The organism is Paludisphaera sp., from assembly GCF_037189885.1.
In the GTDB taxonomy this organism is placed as follows: Bacteria; Planctomycetota; Planctomycetia; order Isosphaerales; family Isosphaeraceae; genus Paludisphaera.
Genome location: NZ_JBBCIR010000055.1, coordinates 1 through 15,014, shown reverse-complemented (window position 1 = coordinate 15,014; position 15,014 = coordinate 1). Strand labels below are relative to the sequence as shown.

General features: G+C 72.2%; 10 protein-coding genes and 1 pseudogene. 7 read left to right on the top strand and 4 right to left on the bottom strand.

Translation table 11 applies throughout. The annotated features are described in order from the left end of the window. The first annotated feature begins 110 nt into the window (after window positions 1-110). The 4 genes and pseudogenes from WG209_RS16375 to WG209_RS16360 all read left to right on the top strand — a co-directional run bounded on the left by WG209_RS16375 (window position 111) and on the right by WG209_RS16360 (window position 2,416). Window positions 111-1,016 (top strand): PDZ domain-containing protein, encoded by a 906-nt coding sequence (locus WG209_RS16375; RefSeq protein ID WP_337176143.1) that lies wholly within the window; start codon window positions 111-113, stop codon window positions 1,014-1,016. A gap of 3 nt (window positions 1,017-1,019) precedes the next feature. Further along, window positions 1,020-1,466 (top strand): annotated as a pseudogene (locus WG209_RS16370) (retropepsin-like aspartic protease); the annotation flags it as partial. Between the two features lie 54 nt (window positions 1,467-1,520). Beyond that, window positions 1,521-1,889: a S1C family serine protease gene (locus tag WG209_RS16365; protein ID WP_337176169.1), complete on the top strand. Its 369-nt coding sequence runs from the start codon at window positions 1,521-1,523 to the stop codon at window positions 1,887-1,889. A gap of 17 nt (window positions 1,890-1,906) precedes the next feature. Beyond that, window positions 1,907-2,416, top strand: coding sequence for a hypothetical protein (locus tag WG209_RS16360; RefSeq protein ID WP_337176142.1), 510 nt, complete (start codon window positions 1,907-1,909; stop codon window positions 2,414-2,416). A 72-nt stretch (window positions 2,417-2,488) separates the two neighbouring features. Here WG209_RS16360 and WG209_RS16355 read toward each other — a convergent pair whose 3' ends face one another. The 3 genes from WG209_RS16355 to WG209_RS16345 form a co-directional block, all read right to left on the bottom strand. Beyond that, a complete protein-coding gene (locus WG209_RS16355; RefSeq protein WP_337176141.1) occupies window positions 2,489-3,646 on the bottom strand; it encodes a prenyltransferase/squalene oxidase repeat-containing protein in 1,158 nt (385 codons plus the stop codon). Between the two features lie 220 nt (window positions 3,647-3,866). Continuing rightward, complete coding sequence (locus WG209_RS16350) at window positions 3,867-6,755, bottom strand: ABC transporter permease (protein ID WP_337176168.1); 2,889 nt, start codon at window positions 6,753-6,755, stop codon at window positions 3,867-3,869. Between the two features lie 5 nt (window positions 6,756-6,760). Then, window positions 6,761-7,552, bottom strand: a complete 792-nt coding sequence (locus WG209_RS16345) for an ABC transporter ATP-binding protein (RefSeq protein ID WP_337176140.1) — start codon at window positions 7,550-7,552, stop codon at window positions 6,761-6,763. A gap of 317 nt (window positions 7,553-7,869) precedes the next feature. Between WG209_RS16345 and WG209_RS16340 the strand changes: the two genes are divergently transcribed. Continuing rightward, complete coding sequence (locus WG209_RS16340) at window positions 7,870-8,604, top strand: hypothetical protein (RefSeq protein WP_337176139.1); 735 nt, start codon at window positions 7,870-7,872, stop codon at window positions 8,602-8,604. 28 nt (window positions 8,605-8,632) lie between these two features. Here the strand turns inward: WG209_RS16340 and WG209_RS16335 are convergent, their stop codons facing one another. Then, window positions 8,633-10,204 (bottom strand): DUF5010 domain-containing protein, encoded by a 1,572-nt coding sequence (locus WG209_RS16335; protein ID WP_337176138.1) that lies wholly within the window; start codon window positions 10,202-10,204, stop codon window positions 8,633-8,635. A gap of 241 nt (window positions 10,205-10,445) precedes the next feature. Here WG209_RS16335 and WG209_RS16330 point away from each other — a divergent pair, with 241 nt between their 5' ends. After that, the gene (locus tag WG209_RS16330; RefSeq protein WP_337176137.1) at window positions 10,446-13,082 is read left to right on the top strand and encodes a DUF4965 domain-containing protein; all 2,637 of its coding nucleotides are present in this window, start codon (window positions 10,446-10,448) and stop codon (window positions 13,080-13,082) included. A 423-nt stretch (window positions 13,083-13,505) separates the two neighbouring features. Continuing rightward, complete coding sequence (locus tag WG209_RS16325; protein WP_337176136.1) at window positions 13,506-14,954, top strand: MFS transporter; 1,449 nt, start codon at window positions 13,506-13,508, stop codon at window positions 14,952-14,954. Window positions 14,955-15,014: the final 60 nt, after the last annotated feature.

Genomic DNA, 15,014 nt, shown 5'->3' with positions numbered 1-15,014 from the left:
GATGGCGGCGACGGCCGCTTGGGGCCTTCCCTCGGCGCGGGCGCCGGCCTAAGCTGATGAGGAGACGTCTCCGCATCAAGTCACGCTCCGATCGGGCAGGGCTCCGCGACATGATCCTCAAGAAGACGACCGCCCTCGCCGCGGCGCTGGCGATGGCCCTGGGCGCCTCGGCCGCCGCGACGCGGGACGAGCCCGGCGCCGCCGGCAAGGATCCCCAGGTCGGCCGGGCGTTCCGCGTCCCGTACCGGCTCACCGACACGAACCACTTCCTCGTCCGCGTCCGCGTCAACGGCCAGGGCCCGTTCAACTTCCTGGTCGACTCCGGCGCCCCGGCGTTCTACATCGCGACCGAGACCGCCAGGAAGATCGGCGTCGCCCCCCCCGATCGGGGCTTCTGGACGCCGATCGACCTGCTGGAGATCGAAGGCGGCGCGCGGATGGAAGGGGTCAACGCCCGCGTGGAAGACCCGTTCCAGCTCGTCGGCATGAACGCCCTGGGGCTGCCGGGGGCGTCGATCGACGGCATCCTCGGGTTCACGATCCTCGCCCGATTCAAGCTGGAGATCGACCTGACGAGCGACCGGATGACCTGGACCCGGCTGGACTTCGTCCCCCCCGAGCCCCCCGTCCCGGCCGACGCCGACCGCCGCGACCCGCCGATCGAGATGCAAATGATGAACGCCCTCGGCCCGGTGGCGAAGGGCCTGGCGTTCCTGATCGGCAAGCAGCCGGAAGACGAGCTGGCCCCGCGCGGGTTCCTGGGGCTGGAGTGGGCCGAGGGGGGTGAGGGCGACAAGGTCGTGACGATCCGCCGCGTCCTCCCCGGATCCCCCGCCGCCTCGGCCGGCCTGCGCGACGGCGACGTCCTCGCCCGCGTCGACGGCAAGGCGATCGACGGCCTCAAGGCGGCCCGCGAGGCCCTGTCCGCGCTCCGTCGCGGCGACTCGGTGGAGCTGGCGGTGACGCGAGGGGGCGAGGAGCAGGCGTTCAAGGTCGTCGCCGGGGAGGGGCTATAACCGATGAACGACGATCGATCCATCCCGCGCCCGGGGCGATTCCGCCCGATCCTCGGCCTGGCCCTGGCCGCGATGGCGGGGGCCGCCCTCTGGCTGGGCCCCGCGCCGGCCCAGGAGCCCGCGGCCGGCGAGCCGGCGCGGGCGCGGTTCGCCATGCTGCCGTCGAATCACATGATGTTGCGGGCGATGATCAACGGCAAGGGGCCGTACAACCTGATCTTCGACCTGGGCGCGCCGATCACGCTGCTGAGCAACCGGGCCGCCGAGGGCTCCGGGACGGTCGACGACAAGACGCCGCGGTCGTTCCTGTTCTCGATGCGGGGCGAGGCCGAGGTGGCCAGGCTCCAGGTGGGGACGCTGACGGCCGAGAAGCTGCCCGTCGTCGTCTTCGACCATCCCGCGCTGGGGGTGCTGAGCGACGCCTTCGGCCAGCGGATCGACGGCATCATCGGCTTCACGTTCTTCGCGCGGTATCGCACGACGATCGACTATCAGAAGGACGAGATGACCTTCACGCCGGTCGACGTCCAGGTCCGCGACCTGATGAAGGACCTCCCCGAGCGCATCGCCGGGCCGAAGGTCGCGCGCCGGCGGGTGCTCGCCCCGGCCGGCCTCTGGGGCCTGAAGCTGGGCGAGGCCGAGCCGAAAGGGGCGGGGGTCAAGGTCGCGGCGGTCGTCCCCGAATCCCCCGCCGCTCTGGCGGGGCTGGCGGCCGGCGACGTGATCACCGCCGTCGACGACCGCTGGGCCGCCACCGAGCACGACGTCTACGAGGCCGCCGCCGGGGTCGAGCCCGGCCGCCCCGCGCCGGTGGCCGTCCGCCGCGAAGGCCAGGAACTGACGCTCACCGTCCGCCCCGCCGACGGGGCCTGAACCCGGAGCCTCCCACCATGACGCCGCGCCCCTCGCTCGTCGCCCTCGCCCCGGCCCTCCTCGCCCTGACGGCGCTCGCCGGCTGCACCGAGCCTCGCCAGGTCTCCAAGGGGGGCGGCAAGAAGAACGCCGTCGCCCACGCCCCCGCCCCGGCGGCCGAGAAGGAGCCCGAGTTCATCGTCGGCAAGCGGACCCAGGAGATCCTGCGGTCCGAGCCCGACGCCGCCGCCCAGGGGGCGAACGTGATCGAGAAGCCCAAGATCACCGCCAAGGACCCCATCACCCTCCAGGGCAACGCCTACGTCACGATGATCGGCCAGACGTCGATCCTCCAGATCGAGCACGCCATGCGGCTCTATCAGGCGGCCAACGACCGCTACCCCAAGGACTACGACGAGTTCATGGCCGAGATCATCCGGGCCAACAACATCGCCCTCCCCAAGCTCCCCCACTACCAGGAGTACCGGTACGACGAGCAGGAGCACAAGCTGGTGATCTGGGAGTACCCGGACCGCAAGAACCCCTGAGGTCCGGGCATCGCGTCTCGGATGTCAGCTCCCCCCCCCCGTCGGCGGGGGGGGCGCGATCCGGTCGCTCGCTTACCTTGCCGCCAGGGCCATCAGGGCGAAGGAGGTGGCGATGGCGGGGTCGCCTTCCATGAAGCGGTCGTCCTGGTTGGCCCAGGCGCCGGAGGGCTCCTGGCGGGCGGCGAGCGCGGCGGCGAGTTCGGCCTTCCAGTCGTGGGGCTTGCCGTCGGCGTCGATGAACGGGTCCTCGCCCAGCGCGGCCATGGCGCGGGCGAAGACCATGTAGTAGTAGTACAGCCCGCGCCTGCCCTGGCCGGGGTTCTCGTCGACGGTGTAGTGCTTGCGGATGTAGCCGACGGCCGCCTTCACGCGGACGTCGTCGGGCTTGAGGCCGGCGTAAATCATGCTCTTGAAGCCGGAATAGGTCATGCTGCCCGACGACCGGATGCCGCCGTTCAGCTCCTCGCGCTCGGCCTTGGCCTCGGCGCGGGCCCTGGCGGCCTCGCCCTCGCGGGCACCGGCGCGGCCGGGGGGCGGGGCGACCTCGCCGGACGTGTAGATGAAGCCGCCGTCGTTCACCTTATCGGCGAACGGCTGGTCGTTGAACTCGCTCTCGAGGTTCTGGCACCGCGACACGAAGATCAGCGCCTTCTGGAGCGCCGGGTCGTCGGCCGGGACGCCGCTGTCGCGCAGGGCCTCGATCATGAACGCGGTATTGGAGAGGTCCGGCCGGCTGCGGCCGTAGCCGTAGCCCAGGCCGCCATAATGCGGGTCGCTGGGGTCCTTCCCCTCGCCCTCGTCGTACTGGGCGTCGCGGAGGAAGTCCTGGGCCGCCTTGATGACGGCGTCATGCTTGCCGGAGGCGTTCGCCTCGTGGAAGGCCATCAGGCCGACCGACGTGGCGTACACCGAATGCGGCACCTTCTTGCCGTCCTTCGGCAGCAGGTAGCCCTCCAGGAACCCCAGCGCCTTCACGATCGCCGGGTCGTCCGGACCGACCCGCCTCGAACGCAGCAGCGCGGCGACCACCAGCGCCGTGATGCCCGGCTCGCGCGCGCCCGACCAGCTCCCGTCCGGCTCCTGTCGCGACCGCAGGAAGGCGATCGCCCTCGCGACGTCGGCCGCCGCGGCGGCCGGCTTCGCCGCCTCCTGGCCGAACGCCCGCCCGCCGCACATCCCCGCCAGCCCGACCGCGCCCAACCCGCCGAGGAAATCCCGTCGCGTGCTCATGAGTATCATCGCCCTTGAAGGTAATAAACTTTCAATCGATATCCCTTCTCCCCTCGTGGGAGAAGGTGGCCGAAGGCCGGACGGGGGGGACGTCGCGGGAGCATCCGGTCGCGCCCCCCTCATCCGCCCCTCCGGGACACCTTCTCCCACGAGGGGAGAAGGGGGGATGTCCGTTCGACCTTGACGGACCACATCGAATCTCGCGAGGCATTATGCCCACTCACGCCGAGGCCCGGCCGGCCATCAGGAGCGACAGCGGCTCCGCCCGGCCCGCCGCGACGGCCGGCTGGACCGCCGCCAGCAAGCAGAGCGCCAGCGCCGCGCCCACGCCGATCCAGAGCCGCGCCCAGGGGATGATCAGCGGTGTGGGCATCCCCCCGAACGGGCTCAGATATCTGGACATCCCGGCGCCGCACCAGCCGGCCGTCACGCCGAAGCCGAAGCCCAGCGCCAGGACGACCGCGGCGATCAGGATCGCCTCGGCGACGATTAGCCGGACCAGCCCCAGGCGCGTGACGCCGACCGCCCGCAGGACGCCCAGCTCCCAGCGCCGGCCGCGCACCGACGACGCCACGGCGTCGGCCACCGCCAGCGACGTGATCAGGAGCGTCACCAGCGGGATCTGGCTCATCCCCCAGATCACCGCGTCGGCCCGCCAGGTGATCCCCGTCCGGATGGTCTCCGTGGCGGTGAGCCGGGCGTAGGGCCGCTTGCTGACGACCTCCCCCACTCCGGGGGCGCGGAACGTCGCCTCGCCGTGGGCCTCGGCGATCGCCTGCATCCCCTCCTCGACGGCCGCCGGGGACGCCCCGGGCTCGGCGTCCAGCCAGACGAAGTTCGTCCGCTCGACCCCGAAGTCGCGCCGGACGTCGGCCGCCGGCGCGAACGCCAGGCCGCCGGTCCGCACCGCCCGCCGCCGCAGGCCGGTCATCTTCGTCATCCAGTGCCAGCCCGGCAGCGAGACCGCCCCGACGATCGGATACGCCACCGTCCTTCCCGGCGGGCCGTCGGGGGGGATGAGTTCGAGCGAGTCGCCCAGCTCCAGGCCCGACGACTCCAGGACGTGGTCCGGCACGATCAGCCCCCGGCCTTCCTTCAGCCTGGCGAGCGCCGAGTCGCGGTCGCCGTATGCATAGGTCAGCGGGATCATGGGGTCTTCGCCGCCGAACGCCAGGTCGATGTCGACGCCCGCCACGACGATCGTGTCCAGCGTGCCGATCGTCCCCCCCGCGCCGCCGCCGGTCCCCGCCGCGGCGCCGGCGACCCTCGGCTGCTCGACGGCCATCGCCAGCACGCGCCCGGGGATCACGCCGGGGACCGCCGCCACCTCCGCGAGCCGGTCGTCCGGCAGGCCCGAGGGCTCGAAGCCGACGAGCATGTCCGGGGCCCAGTCGCCGGGGGTGAACGGGGCGAGCATCGAGTACCCCCACGTCTGGGTGGAGATGTACAGCCCGAGCCCGATCGTCAGCGCGACCGTCGCCCCCAGCGTCCGCCAGAGGTTCGCGGTGAGGATCGATTCCAGCATCCGGGGGGAGAGCCCCAGCAGCGCCGCGACCGCCGGGCCGGCGATCCGCTCCACGACCCGGACCACCAGCGGTGCCAGCAGCAGGAAGCCGATCGCCATCGCCGGGCAGCCGACCGCCGCGTAGGCCCACGCGCGGGCCGTCGGCCCCATCGGGACGACGTGGACGATCAGCGGGTTGATCGCGATCAACGCCAGGCCGACGACGGCGGCCGGGACGATCCATCGCGTCGGCGGCGCGGTGGGGGTTGGCGCCATGGCGTCCAGCGGCGCGACGCGCGTCGCCCGCCATGCCGGCTGGATCGAGGCCGCCAGCGCGCCCCCCACGGCCGCCACGCCCGTCAGGGCCACGCACCACGCCCCCAGCGCCGCGCCGTCGGGGAACAGTTCGGGCTTCGCGGAGGCGACGATTCGCAGCAACCCCCAGCCGGCCGCCAGCCCGCCGAGCCAGCCCAGCATCGCCAGGAACAGCCCCTCCAGGAAGACCATGCCCGCCACCTGCCCGCGCGTCAGGCCGACGGCGCGCAGCACGGCTAGCTCCCGGCCGCGCTCGCTGACGCCCATGCTCAACGCGGTGAAGATGATGAACAGCGCCGCCAGCAGGGCCACGCCCGTTGCCGAGTACGCCAGCGTGGACGTCCCCTGCCGCGAGAGCCCTTGCGCCATCCCCTCCTTCATCGCCCGGAGGTCCGTGACCGTGGCCGACGAGCCGCTCGATCTGAGCCGCTCCCGCAGCTCCTCCGCGAACGCCCCGACGTCCTCCCCATCCTTCAGGGCGACGTTCACGCGGCCGACCCGGGTGGGATAGCCGTTGATCGACTCGGCCAGGGCGGGGGGGACGAACAGCCCCGCCTGGCCCGGCCCGCCGCCGCGTCCGTTGCCGCCCCCGCCAGGCTGCTCCACGATGCCCACCAGCCGGACGACGAATCGGCCGACCTCGGAGTTCACCTGGAGGTCGTCCCCCACCTCGGCCTTGAGCCTCCCGACGTAGCCGGCGCTCAGCACGGCCTCGCCCGGCGCGTCGGCCGGGAGGGCGGGGTCGATCCAGCGGCCGTCTTCCATCTCATAAGGCGGCTCGTGGGCGTCGGTGCCGATGAGCGGCGGGTCGAGCGGGGGCATGCCCAGGACGGGGGGCCGATCGTGGCGCAGGACGTCGCGCTCCGGGTCGGGCTCGGCCAGGCCGACGGAGACCCGCGATTGCGACGTGACGTTGGCCTCCGCGACCTTCGCGTCCTCGCGCAGCGAGGCGATCAGCGGCGGCGGCAGCGCGCCCGCGCCCGGCCCGCCGCGACCGCCGGGGATGTCGGGGCGGGCCCCCTTGGTCGCGGGGCCGCCGGGGCGAGGCCCCTTGGTCGCGGGCCCGCCGCCGCCCTTGGTCGCCGGGCCGCCGGGCCCGCCGCCGGCCGCGACCACCACGTCGAACCGGCCGAGCGCCTTCGCGGCGTTCTCGTCGATCGACTGGCCCAGCAGCGCGTCGTAGCCGCTGACGACCCAGACGACGACGCACGAGGAGAGGACGACCGCCAGCGAGGTTAGCGCCGCGCGGGCGGGACGATGCCGGACGTCGGCCAGCAGGAGGCGGATCATCGGCTTCACGACGCGGCCCCCCCGGCGAGGGCCGGGCCCGTCGCGACCACGTCCTGGTAGTGGGCCGCCAGCGCGTGGGCGTCGGCGAACGGCGCGGCGGGGAACTCGGCGAGGACGCGGCCGTCGCGCAGGACGACGACGCGGTCGGCCCACACGGCGACGGCCGGCTCGTGCGTCACCACGACGATCGTGCGGCCGGACTCGGCGCACAGCTCCTTCAGGATGCGGCAGATGGCCTGGCCGGTGACGGAATCGAGGCTGCCGGTCGGCTCGTCGGCCAGGACGACGGCCGGATCGGCGACGAGCGCCCGCGCGATCGCCACGCGCTGCTGCTCGCCGCCGCTGAGGGCGTCGGGCCGGTGGTCGCGACGGTGGGCGATCCCCAGGCGCTCGAACATCCGGGCCACGCGCTCGCGCGCCTCGTCCTCGTCGCGGCCGTCGACGACGACGGGGAGCGTCGCGTTTTGCTCGGCGGTCAGCGACGGGATCAGGTTGAACGCCTGGAAGACCAGGCCGATCCGGCGGCGGCGGAAGACCGTCAGCGCGCGGTCGGAGAGGGCCGACAGGTCGATCCCGTCGACGATCGCCTTCCCCTCGTCCAGCCGGGTGAGCCCGGCCACGGCGTGCAGCAGCGTGCTCTTGCCCGAGCCGCTGGCCCCCATGACGGCCGTGAACCCCCCAGGGGCGAACTCGATCGTCGCGTCCCGGAGCGCCTCAACCGTGGTCCCCTGCCGGAAGCGCTTCGTCGCCCCCTCGACCCGCACGCATCCCGCCCCCGAACCGCCGCTTCGCGCCATCGAATTGCACCCCCCGCGTCGTGGGCCGCCCGCGACACCGTCGCCCGAGCCGCCGGTGAGAGGCCCAGGGCAATTCCCGGACCAGGCCCGTGGTGATTCGCAAGTTTATTTGTATTAATGATTTGCGATGGTCGGGGCTGGCGCGGCCGTCGACCGAGGGCGGCGGGACGGCCGCGCGGCGGCGGAATTTCCGCCATGCCCGCGAGCGCCGGGCGTGGGGTCCGTCGCCCATGGCGGCGAACGTGGGGTATAGTTCAGCGGGGCGAGTTGGCCGATCGTGGCCCCACGCACCGAGCGTTGTGCGGGAGGAGCAGGCGATGAGGCATCGAGGCCGCGTGTGGCTGCTCGCCCTGGCGGCGACCTGGGCCGCCCTCTCGGGCGCGGCGCGTGGGGAAGACCGCTACTACGCGATCGTCTTCGGGTCGCAATCGCACCCGAAGCTCCTCCGGCTGACGCATACCTGGGTGACGTTCGCGAGGGTCTCGGGCGAATCGACCGACCCGAACGCCCTCTGGGTCGGGCACCACACCATCAGCTGGCTCCCGGCGACGCTGGACATCGACGTCTGGGACCCGAGGCCCGAGCCGGGCGTCAACCTGGACGTGTACCAGACGCTCCAGTTCGTGCGGGGGCAGGGCCAGCGCGTGATGGCCTGGGGGCCGTTCGAGATCAAGCCCGAGGTCTACCAGAAGTCGCTGGACATCATGTCCAACCTGGAATCCGGCCGGGTCCAGTATCGGGCGATCAGCGGCCGGGATCCCCTGGTCGCCGACTGCATCCACGCGGTGGCCGCGATCGACCCCGAGTTCGGCCGCGATCACTACCCGCTGATCCGCGTCGGGTTCTCGGCCAGCCGCCACATCGCGCGGGAGATCGTCCTCCGCGGCCACTACGACCAGAAGCGCGTGGACGCCTCGTGGCTGATCCCCCGCCTCGGCCTGGACCGATGGGGCGTCGAGGTCGTGCCGACCCTGGCCATCCCCGAGCGTCCCCGCGGCCTCTGCCGCCTCCCCGACGGCTGCGGCCACGCCCCCGCGACGGCCCCCGAGTGAAGCCGGTCGCGGAGGCCTCCCGCTCGACTCAACGATCCGCGCGGAGGACGCGGACGGCGTGGACGGGGGGCTCGACGCCCTCGAAGGCGAGGCGGAAGTCGGCGCCGCCGTTCTGGGCGCCGTCCAGCCGCGCGTCGGGGAGTTCGAACCGGGCCGTCTTCCACTCGCCCGACCCGGCGAGGGCCACGCTCGCGGCCTGTTTGTAGGTGCCGCCCATCGCGGCCTTCGCGTCGGTCGAGTCATACTGGAGGGCCAACCTGCCGCGGGCCGCGTCGAGGAAGTCGACCTCGACCACGACGCGCATCGGCGGGGCCTCCTTGAAGCCGTCGTCGGCTCGGAAGTAGAGATAGCGGCCGGCGTCGACCCCCTTCGTCGGCCTCCGCGCGGGCTTGCCGGCGACGGCCGTCGGCTCGGACCGGCCGTCCTCGGCGTCGACCCGCTCCAGGCCCTTCGCCTCGTCCTCCGGGCCGAGCGTCACGGACACCGACGCCGCGCCGGTGTACGGCGTGGTCGGCCGCGGCGGGACGATCCCGGCCTTGAACATGTCGACGTACTTGCGCGTCAGGTCGATGTACTTCCGGCCGTACTCGCGGGCCTCGGCGATCGTGGTCCCCTCGTGGAACTCGTTCCAGGTCTCGATGATCACGACGCGGGGGCCGCGGTTGAGCGCCTTCGCCCAGGCCCGCTCGTAGAACGCGCCGTCCTCGCGATCGACGACCAGCGGCTCGCGGCCGGGGACGGCGGAGTGGTCGTAGCCGGGGCCGATCTCGGCGACGCCCAGGAAGTTCGGGCGCGCCGCGCCCCCCCAGGCATAGGTGGAATCGGCCTTCACGTTCCAGGAGACCTCCCGGATGACGAACGGGACCAGCCCGCCGAACCGGCGGGGGAACTCGGCCTTCAGGTGGTCGATGCACGACTGGTCGTGCGCCCTGGCGAACGACGCCGCGTACAGGCCGACGATCGGCCGGTCGTCCAGCAGGGCCCAGTGGCGCGGGGGGATCATGGAGAAGAAGTCGCGGATGGTGGCGAAGAACCACGCGCGGCCGTGGTCGGTCGTCAGGTCGACGTGGTAGCGCCAGGCGTTGGCCTCCAGCGTCGAGGTGTCGTAGAACAGCCCGACGGCCGGCGGCTCGATCCCCTCGGCCTTCAACTCGTCGAGTGCCTGGACCATCGGCGGCAGGCCCTCGAAGCTCCAGTACATCGACGCGCCCGGCTTCTGGTCGGCGGGGGTCCCCCAGAAGACCGGCAGGACGACGTCGATGCCGGCGGCGACCATGTCCCTGAGCTGCTGCTTGTGCCAGGCGACGTTCTTGTACGAGAACCCTTCCAGCGTCGGCGGGTGGGTGGTCAGGGCGTCGGTGCCGTCGTGGTCGACGATATGGGCGCCGGAGGGGGCGTCGTACCAGTAGAAGTAATGGGTCATGACGACCTTGTCGCCCGGCCCGAACCGGCGCGCCTGGGCGAAGTCGCCCGGCTTCAGGTCGATGTGCGGCCCGGGGGCCGGCGGGATGGGGCGGCCCGGCTGGGCGAGGGCTGTCGAGGCGGCGACGGCGAGGCACGCGACGGCCGCGAGGGCGCGGATTCGGCTCGATCGATCCATGGCGACGGCTCCCCGCCGGCCGCGACGGTGGCCCGTCGGGCCGGCGAATCCTGGCGAGGCGCGGGGTGGGAAGGTCGAGCCGCGCGGGGCCCGATCCGGGCGCGATTATCGGCCCGCCGGCCGCCCGGGGCAAGGGCGTCGCGCCGCGGCGGGCGGCTCGCGGGGATGACGCGGCGCGGCCCCGGAGCTTATGATCGAGGTCTCATCAGGCTCCACGCCCCACCGAGTCGAGGATACACCGATGTTGAATTTCCACCGACCTTTAGGGATCGCGCTCGCGACGATCCTGACGGCCGGCGCCGCGACGGCCGAGGAGGCCCGCGCGCTCCGGCCCCCGTCGGTCCCGCTGATCGCCCACGACCCGTACTTCAGCGTCTGGTCGAACGCCGACAAGCTCACCGACGAGGTCACCCGCCACTGGACCGGCGCGCCGAACCCGCTCACCGGCCTGGTCCGCGTCGACGGCAAGACCTACCGCGTCATGGGCGACGAGCCCAAGGACGTCCCGGCGCTGGAGCAGGTCTCGCTGGAAGTCCGGCCCACGAAGACGATCTACAGGTTCCAGAACGAGGCCGTGGCCGTCGAGCTGACGTTCCTCGGCCTGGCCGTGCCGTACAACCTGGACATGCTCGCCAGCCCGGTGACCTATGTGACCTGGAAGGTCGAGTCGCGCGACGGCAAGCCGCACGAGGCCTCGGTCTTCCTGGGCGCGACCGGCCACCTGGCCGTCAACACGCCCGACCAGGCCGTCGTCTGGGGCCGCGAGGAGATGGGCGCCGTCAAGGCGATCAAGATCGGCTCGCAGGCCCAGCCGATCCTGGAGCGGCGCGGCGACGGCGTGCGGATCGACTGGGGCTCGCTCTACCTGGCCTCGGGGCAGGAGAGGACCGTCCTGGCCGCCGGACCGGCCGCGACGCTCGCCGAGACCTTCGCCCGCGACGGCGGCCTCCCCGCGAAGGACGACGACGCCATGCCGCGGAAGGTCGAGGACGGCGCCCCGGCGCTCGCCCTGGCGATCGCCCTGGGGACCGTCCAGCCCGACGCCCCCGCCTCCACCTTCGCCATGATCGCCTACGACGACGAGTACGCCATCGACTACATGGACGAGTGGCTCGTCGGCTACTGGAAGCACCGGCTCCAGGAGCAGGGCAAGGGGAAGGACCAGCCCTTCGCGGCGCTCCTGCTCAAGCATCACCTGCGCAAGGACGTCTACGACAAATATTGCGACGGCTTCGACGGCCGGCTCGTCGAGGTCCTCACCGAGCTGGGCGGCAAGGAGTACGCCGACATCGGCGCGCTGGCGCACCGGCAGTCGCTGGCCGGGGCGACCCTCGTGGCCGACTCCAAGGGGATGCCGCTGTGGTTCTCCAAGGAGAACTCGTCCAACGGCTGCATCGGCACCGTGGACGTGATCTATCCGCAGTTCCCCCACCTGATCCTCTTCAGCCCGATCCTGGCCAAGGCCGCGCTGGTGCCGGTGCTGGACTACGCCTCCTCCCCGCGCTGGCCTTGGCCGTTCGCCCCGCACGACATCGGCACCTATCCCGCGGCCACCGGGCAGGTCTACGGCGGCGGCGAGCGCACCGAGGAGAACCAGATGCCGGTCGAGGAGAGCGGCAACATGCTCCTCATGATGGCCGCCATCGCCCACGTCGAGAAGAACGCCGACTTCGCCGACAGGTACTGGCCCGAGCTGACCAAGTGGGCCGAGTACTGCGAGCGCGAGGGCTTCGACCCGGCCAATCAGCTCTGCACCGACGACTTCTCCGGCCACCTGGCCCGCAACGCCAACCTCTCCGTCAAGGCGATCCTCGGCATGGCCGCCTTCGGCAAGATGGCCGCCATGCGCGGCGAGGAGGACACGGCGCGGCACTACACCGACACCGCGCGGGAACTCGCCCGCAAGTGGATGACCATGGCCGACGGCGGCGACCACTATCGCCTGACCTTCGACCCGCAGGAGAGCTGGAGCCAGAAGTACAACCTCATCTGGGACAAGGTCCTCGGCCTGGAGGTCTTCCCGCCGGAGGTCGTCGCCAAGGAGCTGGCGTTCTACGCCAAGCAGGGCAACGAGTACGGCCTGCCGCTGGACTCGCGCAAGGCGTTCACCAAGACCGACTGGATCGTCTGGACGGCCTCGCTCGCCGACGACAAGGAGACGTTCCGCTCGTTCATCCTGCCCATCCACAAGATGCTGAACGAGACCACCGACCGGCTCCCGTTCACCGACTGGTACTGGACCGACAGCGCCAAGCACGCCGGCTTCCGCGCCCGGCCGGTCATCGGCGGCGTCTTCATGCGGGCGCTGACCGACGCCCAGCCCTACTGGCGCAGCTGCCTGGAGCTGGCCCGCGCCGACGCCAAGGGTGCCGGGCTCGGCGCCGAGTGGGCCCCGCAGCCCGTCCGCCGCTCGGTCGTCCCGCTCGTCGCCACCGCCCAGGACGCCCCGACGACCTGGAAGTACACCTTCGAGCAGCCCCCCGGCGCGTGGACGACCGCCGACTACGACGACCGGACGTGGAAGGACGGCGAGGCCGGCTTCGGCACGCGGGGGACCCCCGGCGCCGAGGTCCGCACCGTCTGGGACGGCCCCAACATCTGGATCCGCCGCGTGATCGAGGTCCCCGAGGCCGCCGTCCAGGCCGGCGACGACCTGCGGCTCTACGTCCACCACGACGAGGACGCCGAGATCTACATCAACGGCGTCCTCGCCGCCCGGCTCGGCGGCTACACCAGCGAGTACCGCCCCTTCCGCGTCCACCCCGAGGCGCTGAAGGCCCTCAAGCCCGGCAAGAACACATTCGCCGTCCACTGCCGCCAGACCCAGGGCGGACAGTACATCGACCTGGGCCTCGTCGTCCTCCAGGCCGACCAGTGACGTAACGCCAATCGGCCCGGCGGGGGCCGACGCCGTCGCGCCCCCGCCGTCGCCATGCCCGACGAGCGTGAAACGCTCGTCCCCTCTCCCGCCGGGAGAGGGTGGCCCGAAGGGCCGGGTGAGGGCCGTCGGACTGTAGAAAGAGCGGCGGTCCGGGAACGGCGCGGCCGGCGCGATTCGCGAGGCGCGACGACCCTCACCCGCCGCTGGCGCGGCTACCCTCTCCCGGCGGGAGAGGGGACAAGATCGGGCCGGGGCCCCTCTTCATCGTAGCTTGATGAGGCTGCCCTCCGAAACTCGCCGCCGACGCCCCCTCGCGCGCCTCGAACCGCCAGGGTGTGGGACGGGCCGGGCCGATCCATTAGACTGTCCCGGTCGTGCCGCTCCTCACCCTCCCGCCGTTCGACCCGCCGAGGGCGTTTCATGTCGTCGGAAAGCCAACTCAGCGCCCTGGACAGTGCCCGTGGCAAGGCATACCGGCGGCTGCTGCCGCTGTTGTTCATCTGCTACGTCGTCGCCTACATCGACCGGACGAACGTCGGGTTCGCGAAGCTCCAGATGCAGGACGACCTCGGGTCGATCGGGTTCACGGAGAAGGTCTTCGGCTTCGGGATGGGGGTCTTCTTCTTCGGCTACCTGCTGCTGGAGATCCCCGGGTCGGTGCTGGTGGAGCGCTGGAGCGCCCGGAAGTGGATCTTCCGGATCATGTTCACATGGGGGATCGTGGCCTCCATGACCGCCTTCGTCCACGAGCGGTTCGGGGTCGTGACCGACGTCGTGGAGGCCGCCTCGCGATGGTCCGGGCGGGCGCTGGAGGCGACGATCGGCGGCGGCGAGGGCTCCTACGCCGAGGCGCTCCAGGGGCCGGGGGCGGCCTACGTCGGCCAGTTCTTCACCGTCCGGTTCCTGCTGGGGCTGGCCGAGGCCGGCTTCTTCCCGGGGGTGATCGTCTACCTGTCGCACTGGTTCCCCCGCCGCGACCGCTCGCGGGCGCTGGCCTGGTTCCTCATCGCCGCGCCGCTGTCGCAGATCATCGGCCCGCCGATCTGCAACTGGATGATGCAGATCGGCGGAGGCGGGCCGGGGCCCCTCGGGCTCGTCGGCTGGCAGTGGGTCTTCGTCCTGTGGGGCATCCCCGCGATCATCCTCGGGTTCGTCGTCCTGGCCTTCCTGACCGACCGGCCCGCCCAGGCGAGCTGGCTGACCCCCGAGGAGCGCGTGGCGCTCCAGGCCGAGCTGGACGCCGAGAAGGCCGCCAGCGCCGCGGTCGGCGGACACTTCACCATCGCCCAGGCCCTGGCGCACCCGCGCGTGCTGCTGCTGGCCCTGGCGTTCTTCCTCTGCACCTGCGGCAACTACGCCGTGGAGATGCAGATGCCCTCCATCATCCAGGACTGGTACGGGTTCGGCACCGGCTGGATCGCCGTCCTTCTGATGATCCCGCCGGTCGGCTCGCTGATCGGGCAGCTGTTCGTCGGCTGGAACTCCGACCGGACCGGCGAGCGGCGATGGCACGCCTCCATGCCGATCCTCCTGGGCGCCGTCGCCATGGCCCTGATCCCGCTGTCGCGCGGGAATTCGTGGCTGACCGTGCTGGGCTTCACGATCGCCCTGGTCGGCTTCAAGGCGTACCTGCCGGCGTTCTGGACCATCCCCAGCATGTTCCTGACCTCGTCGGCCGCCGCGGCGAGCATCGGCCTGATCAACTCGGTCGCGAACCTCGGCGGCTGGGTCGGCCCCACCCTCGTCGGCATCCTGAAGCAGAACACCGACTCCTACGACACCGCCCTCTGGATCCTCGCCGGCTGCATGGTCGTCTCCGCGACCATCATCGCCAACATAGGCGTCGTCCGACGCCCGGCCGAGGCCTGACCGGCCCCCGCGCGGCGGGGCCATCCCGCCCTTTGACCGGGCCGAGGCCGCGCGTCCCGC

Excerpts from the sequence above, each read along its gene's own strand:
- WG209_RS16330 (WP_337176137.1), top strand. The coding sequence starts at position 10,446 with ATGTTGAATTTCCACCGACCTTTAGGGATCGCGCTCGCGACGATCCTG.
- WG209_RS16335 (WP_337176138.1), bottom strand. The coding sequence starts at position 10,204 with ATGGATCGATCGAGCCGAATCCGCGCCCTCGCGGCCGTCGCGTGCCTC.
- WG209_RS16355 (WP_337176141.1), bottom strand. The coding sequence starts at position 3,646 with ATGAGCACGCGACGGGATTTCCTCGGCGGGTTGGGCGCGGTCGGGCTG.
- WG209_RS16365 (WP_337176169.1), top strand. The coding sequence starts at position 1,521 with ATGACCTTCACGCCGGTCGACGTCCAGGTCCGCGACCTGATGAAGGAC.
- WG209_RS16340 (WP_337176139.1), top strand. The coding sequence starts at position 7,870 with ATGAGGCATCGAGGCCGCGTGTGGCTGCTCGCCCTGGCGGCGACCTGG.
- WG209_RS16360 (WP_337176142.1), top strand. The coding sequence starts at position 1,907 with ATGACGCCGCGCCCCTCGCTCGTCGCCCTCGCCCCGGCCCTCCTCGCC.
- WG209_RS16375 (WP_337176143.1), top strand. The coding sequence starts at position 111 with ATGATCCTCAAGAAGACGACCGCCCTCGCCGCGGCGCTGGCGATGGCC.
- WG209_RS16350 (WP_337176168.1), bottom strand. The coding sequence starts at position 6,755 with ATGATCCGCCTCCTGCTGGCCGACGTCCGGCATCGTCCCGCCCGCGCG.
- WG209_RS16345 (WP_337176140.1), bottom strand. The coding sequence starts at position 7,552 with ATGGCGCGAAGCGGCGGTTCGGGGGCGGGATGCGTGCGGGTCGAGGGG.
- WG209_RS16325 (WP_337176136.1), top strand. The coding sequence starts at position 13,506 with ATGTCGTCGGAAAGCCAACTCAGCGCCCTGGACAGTGCCCGTGGCAAG.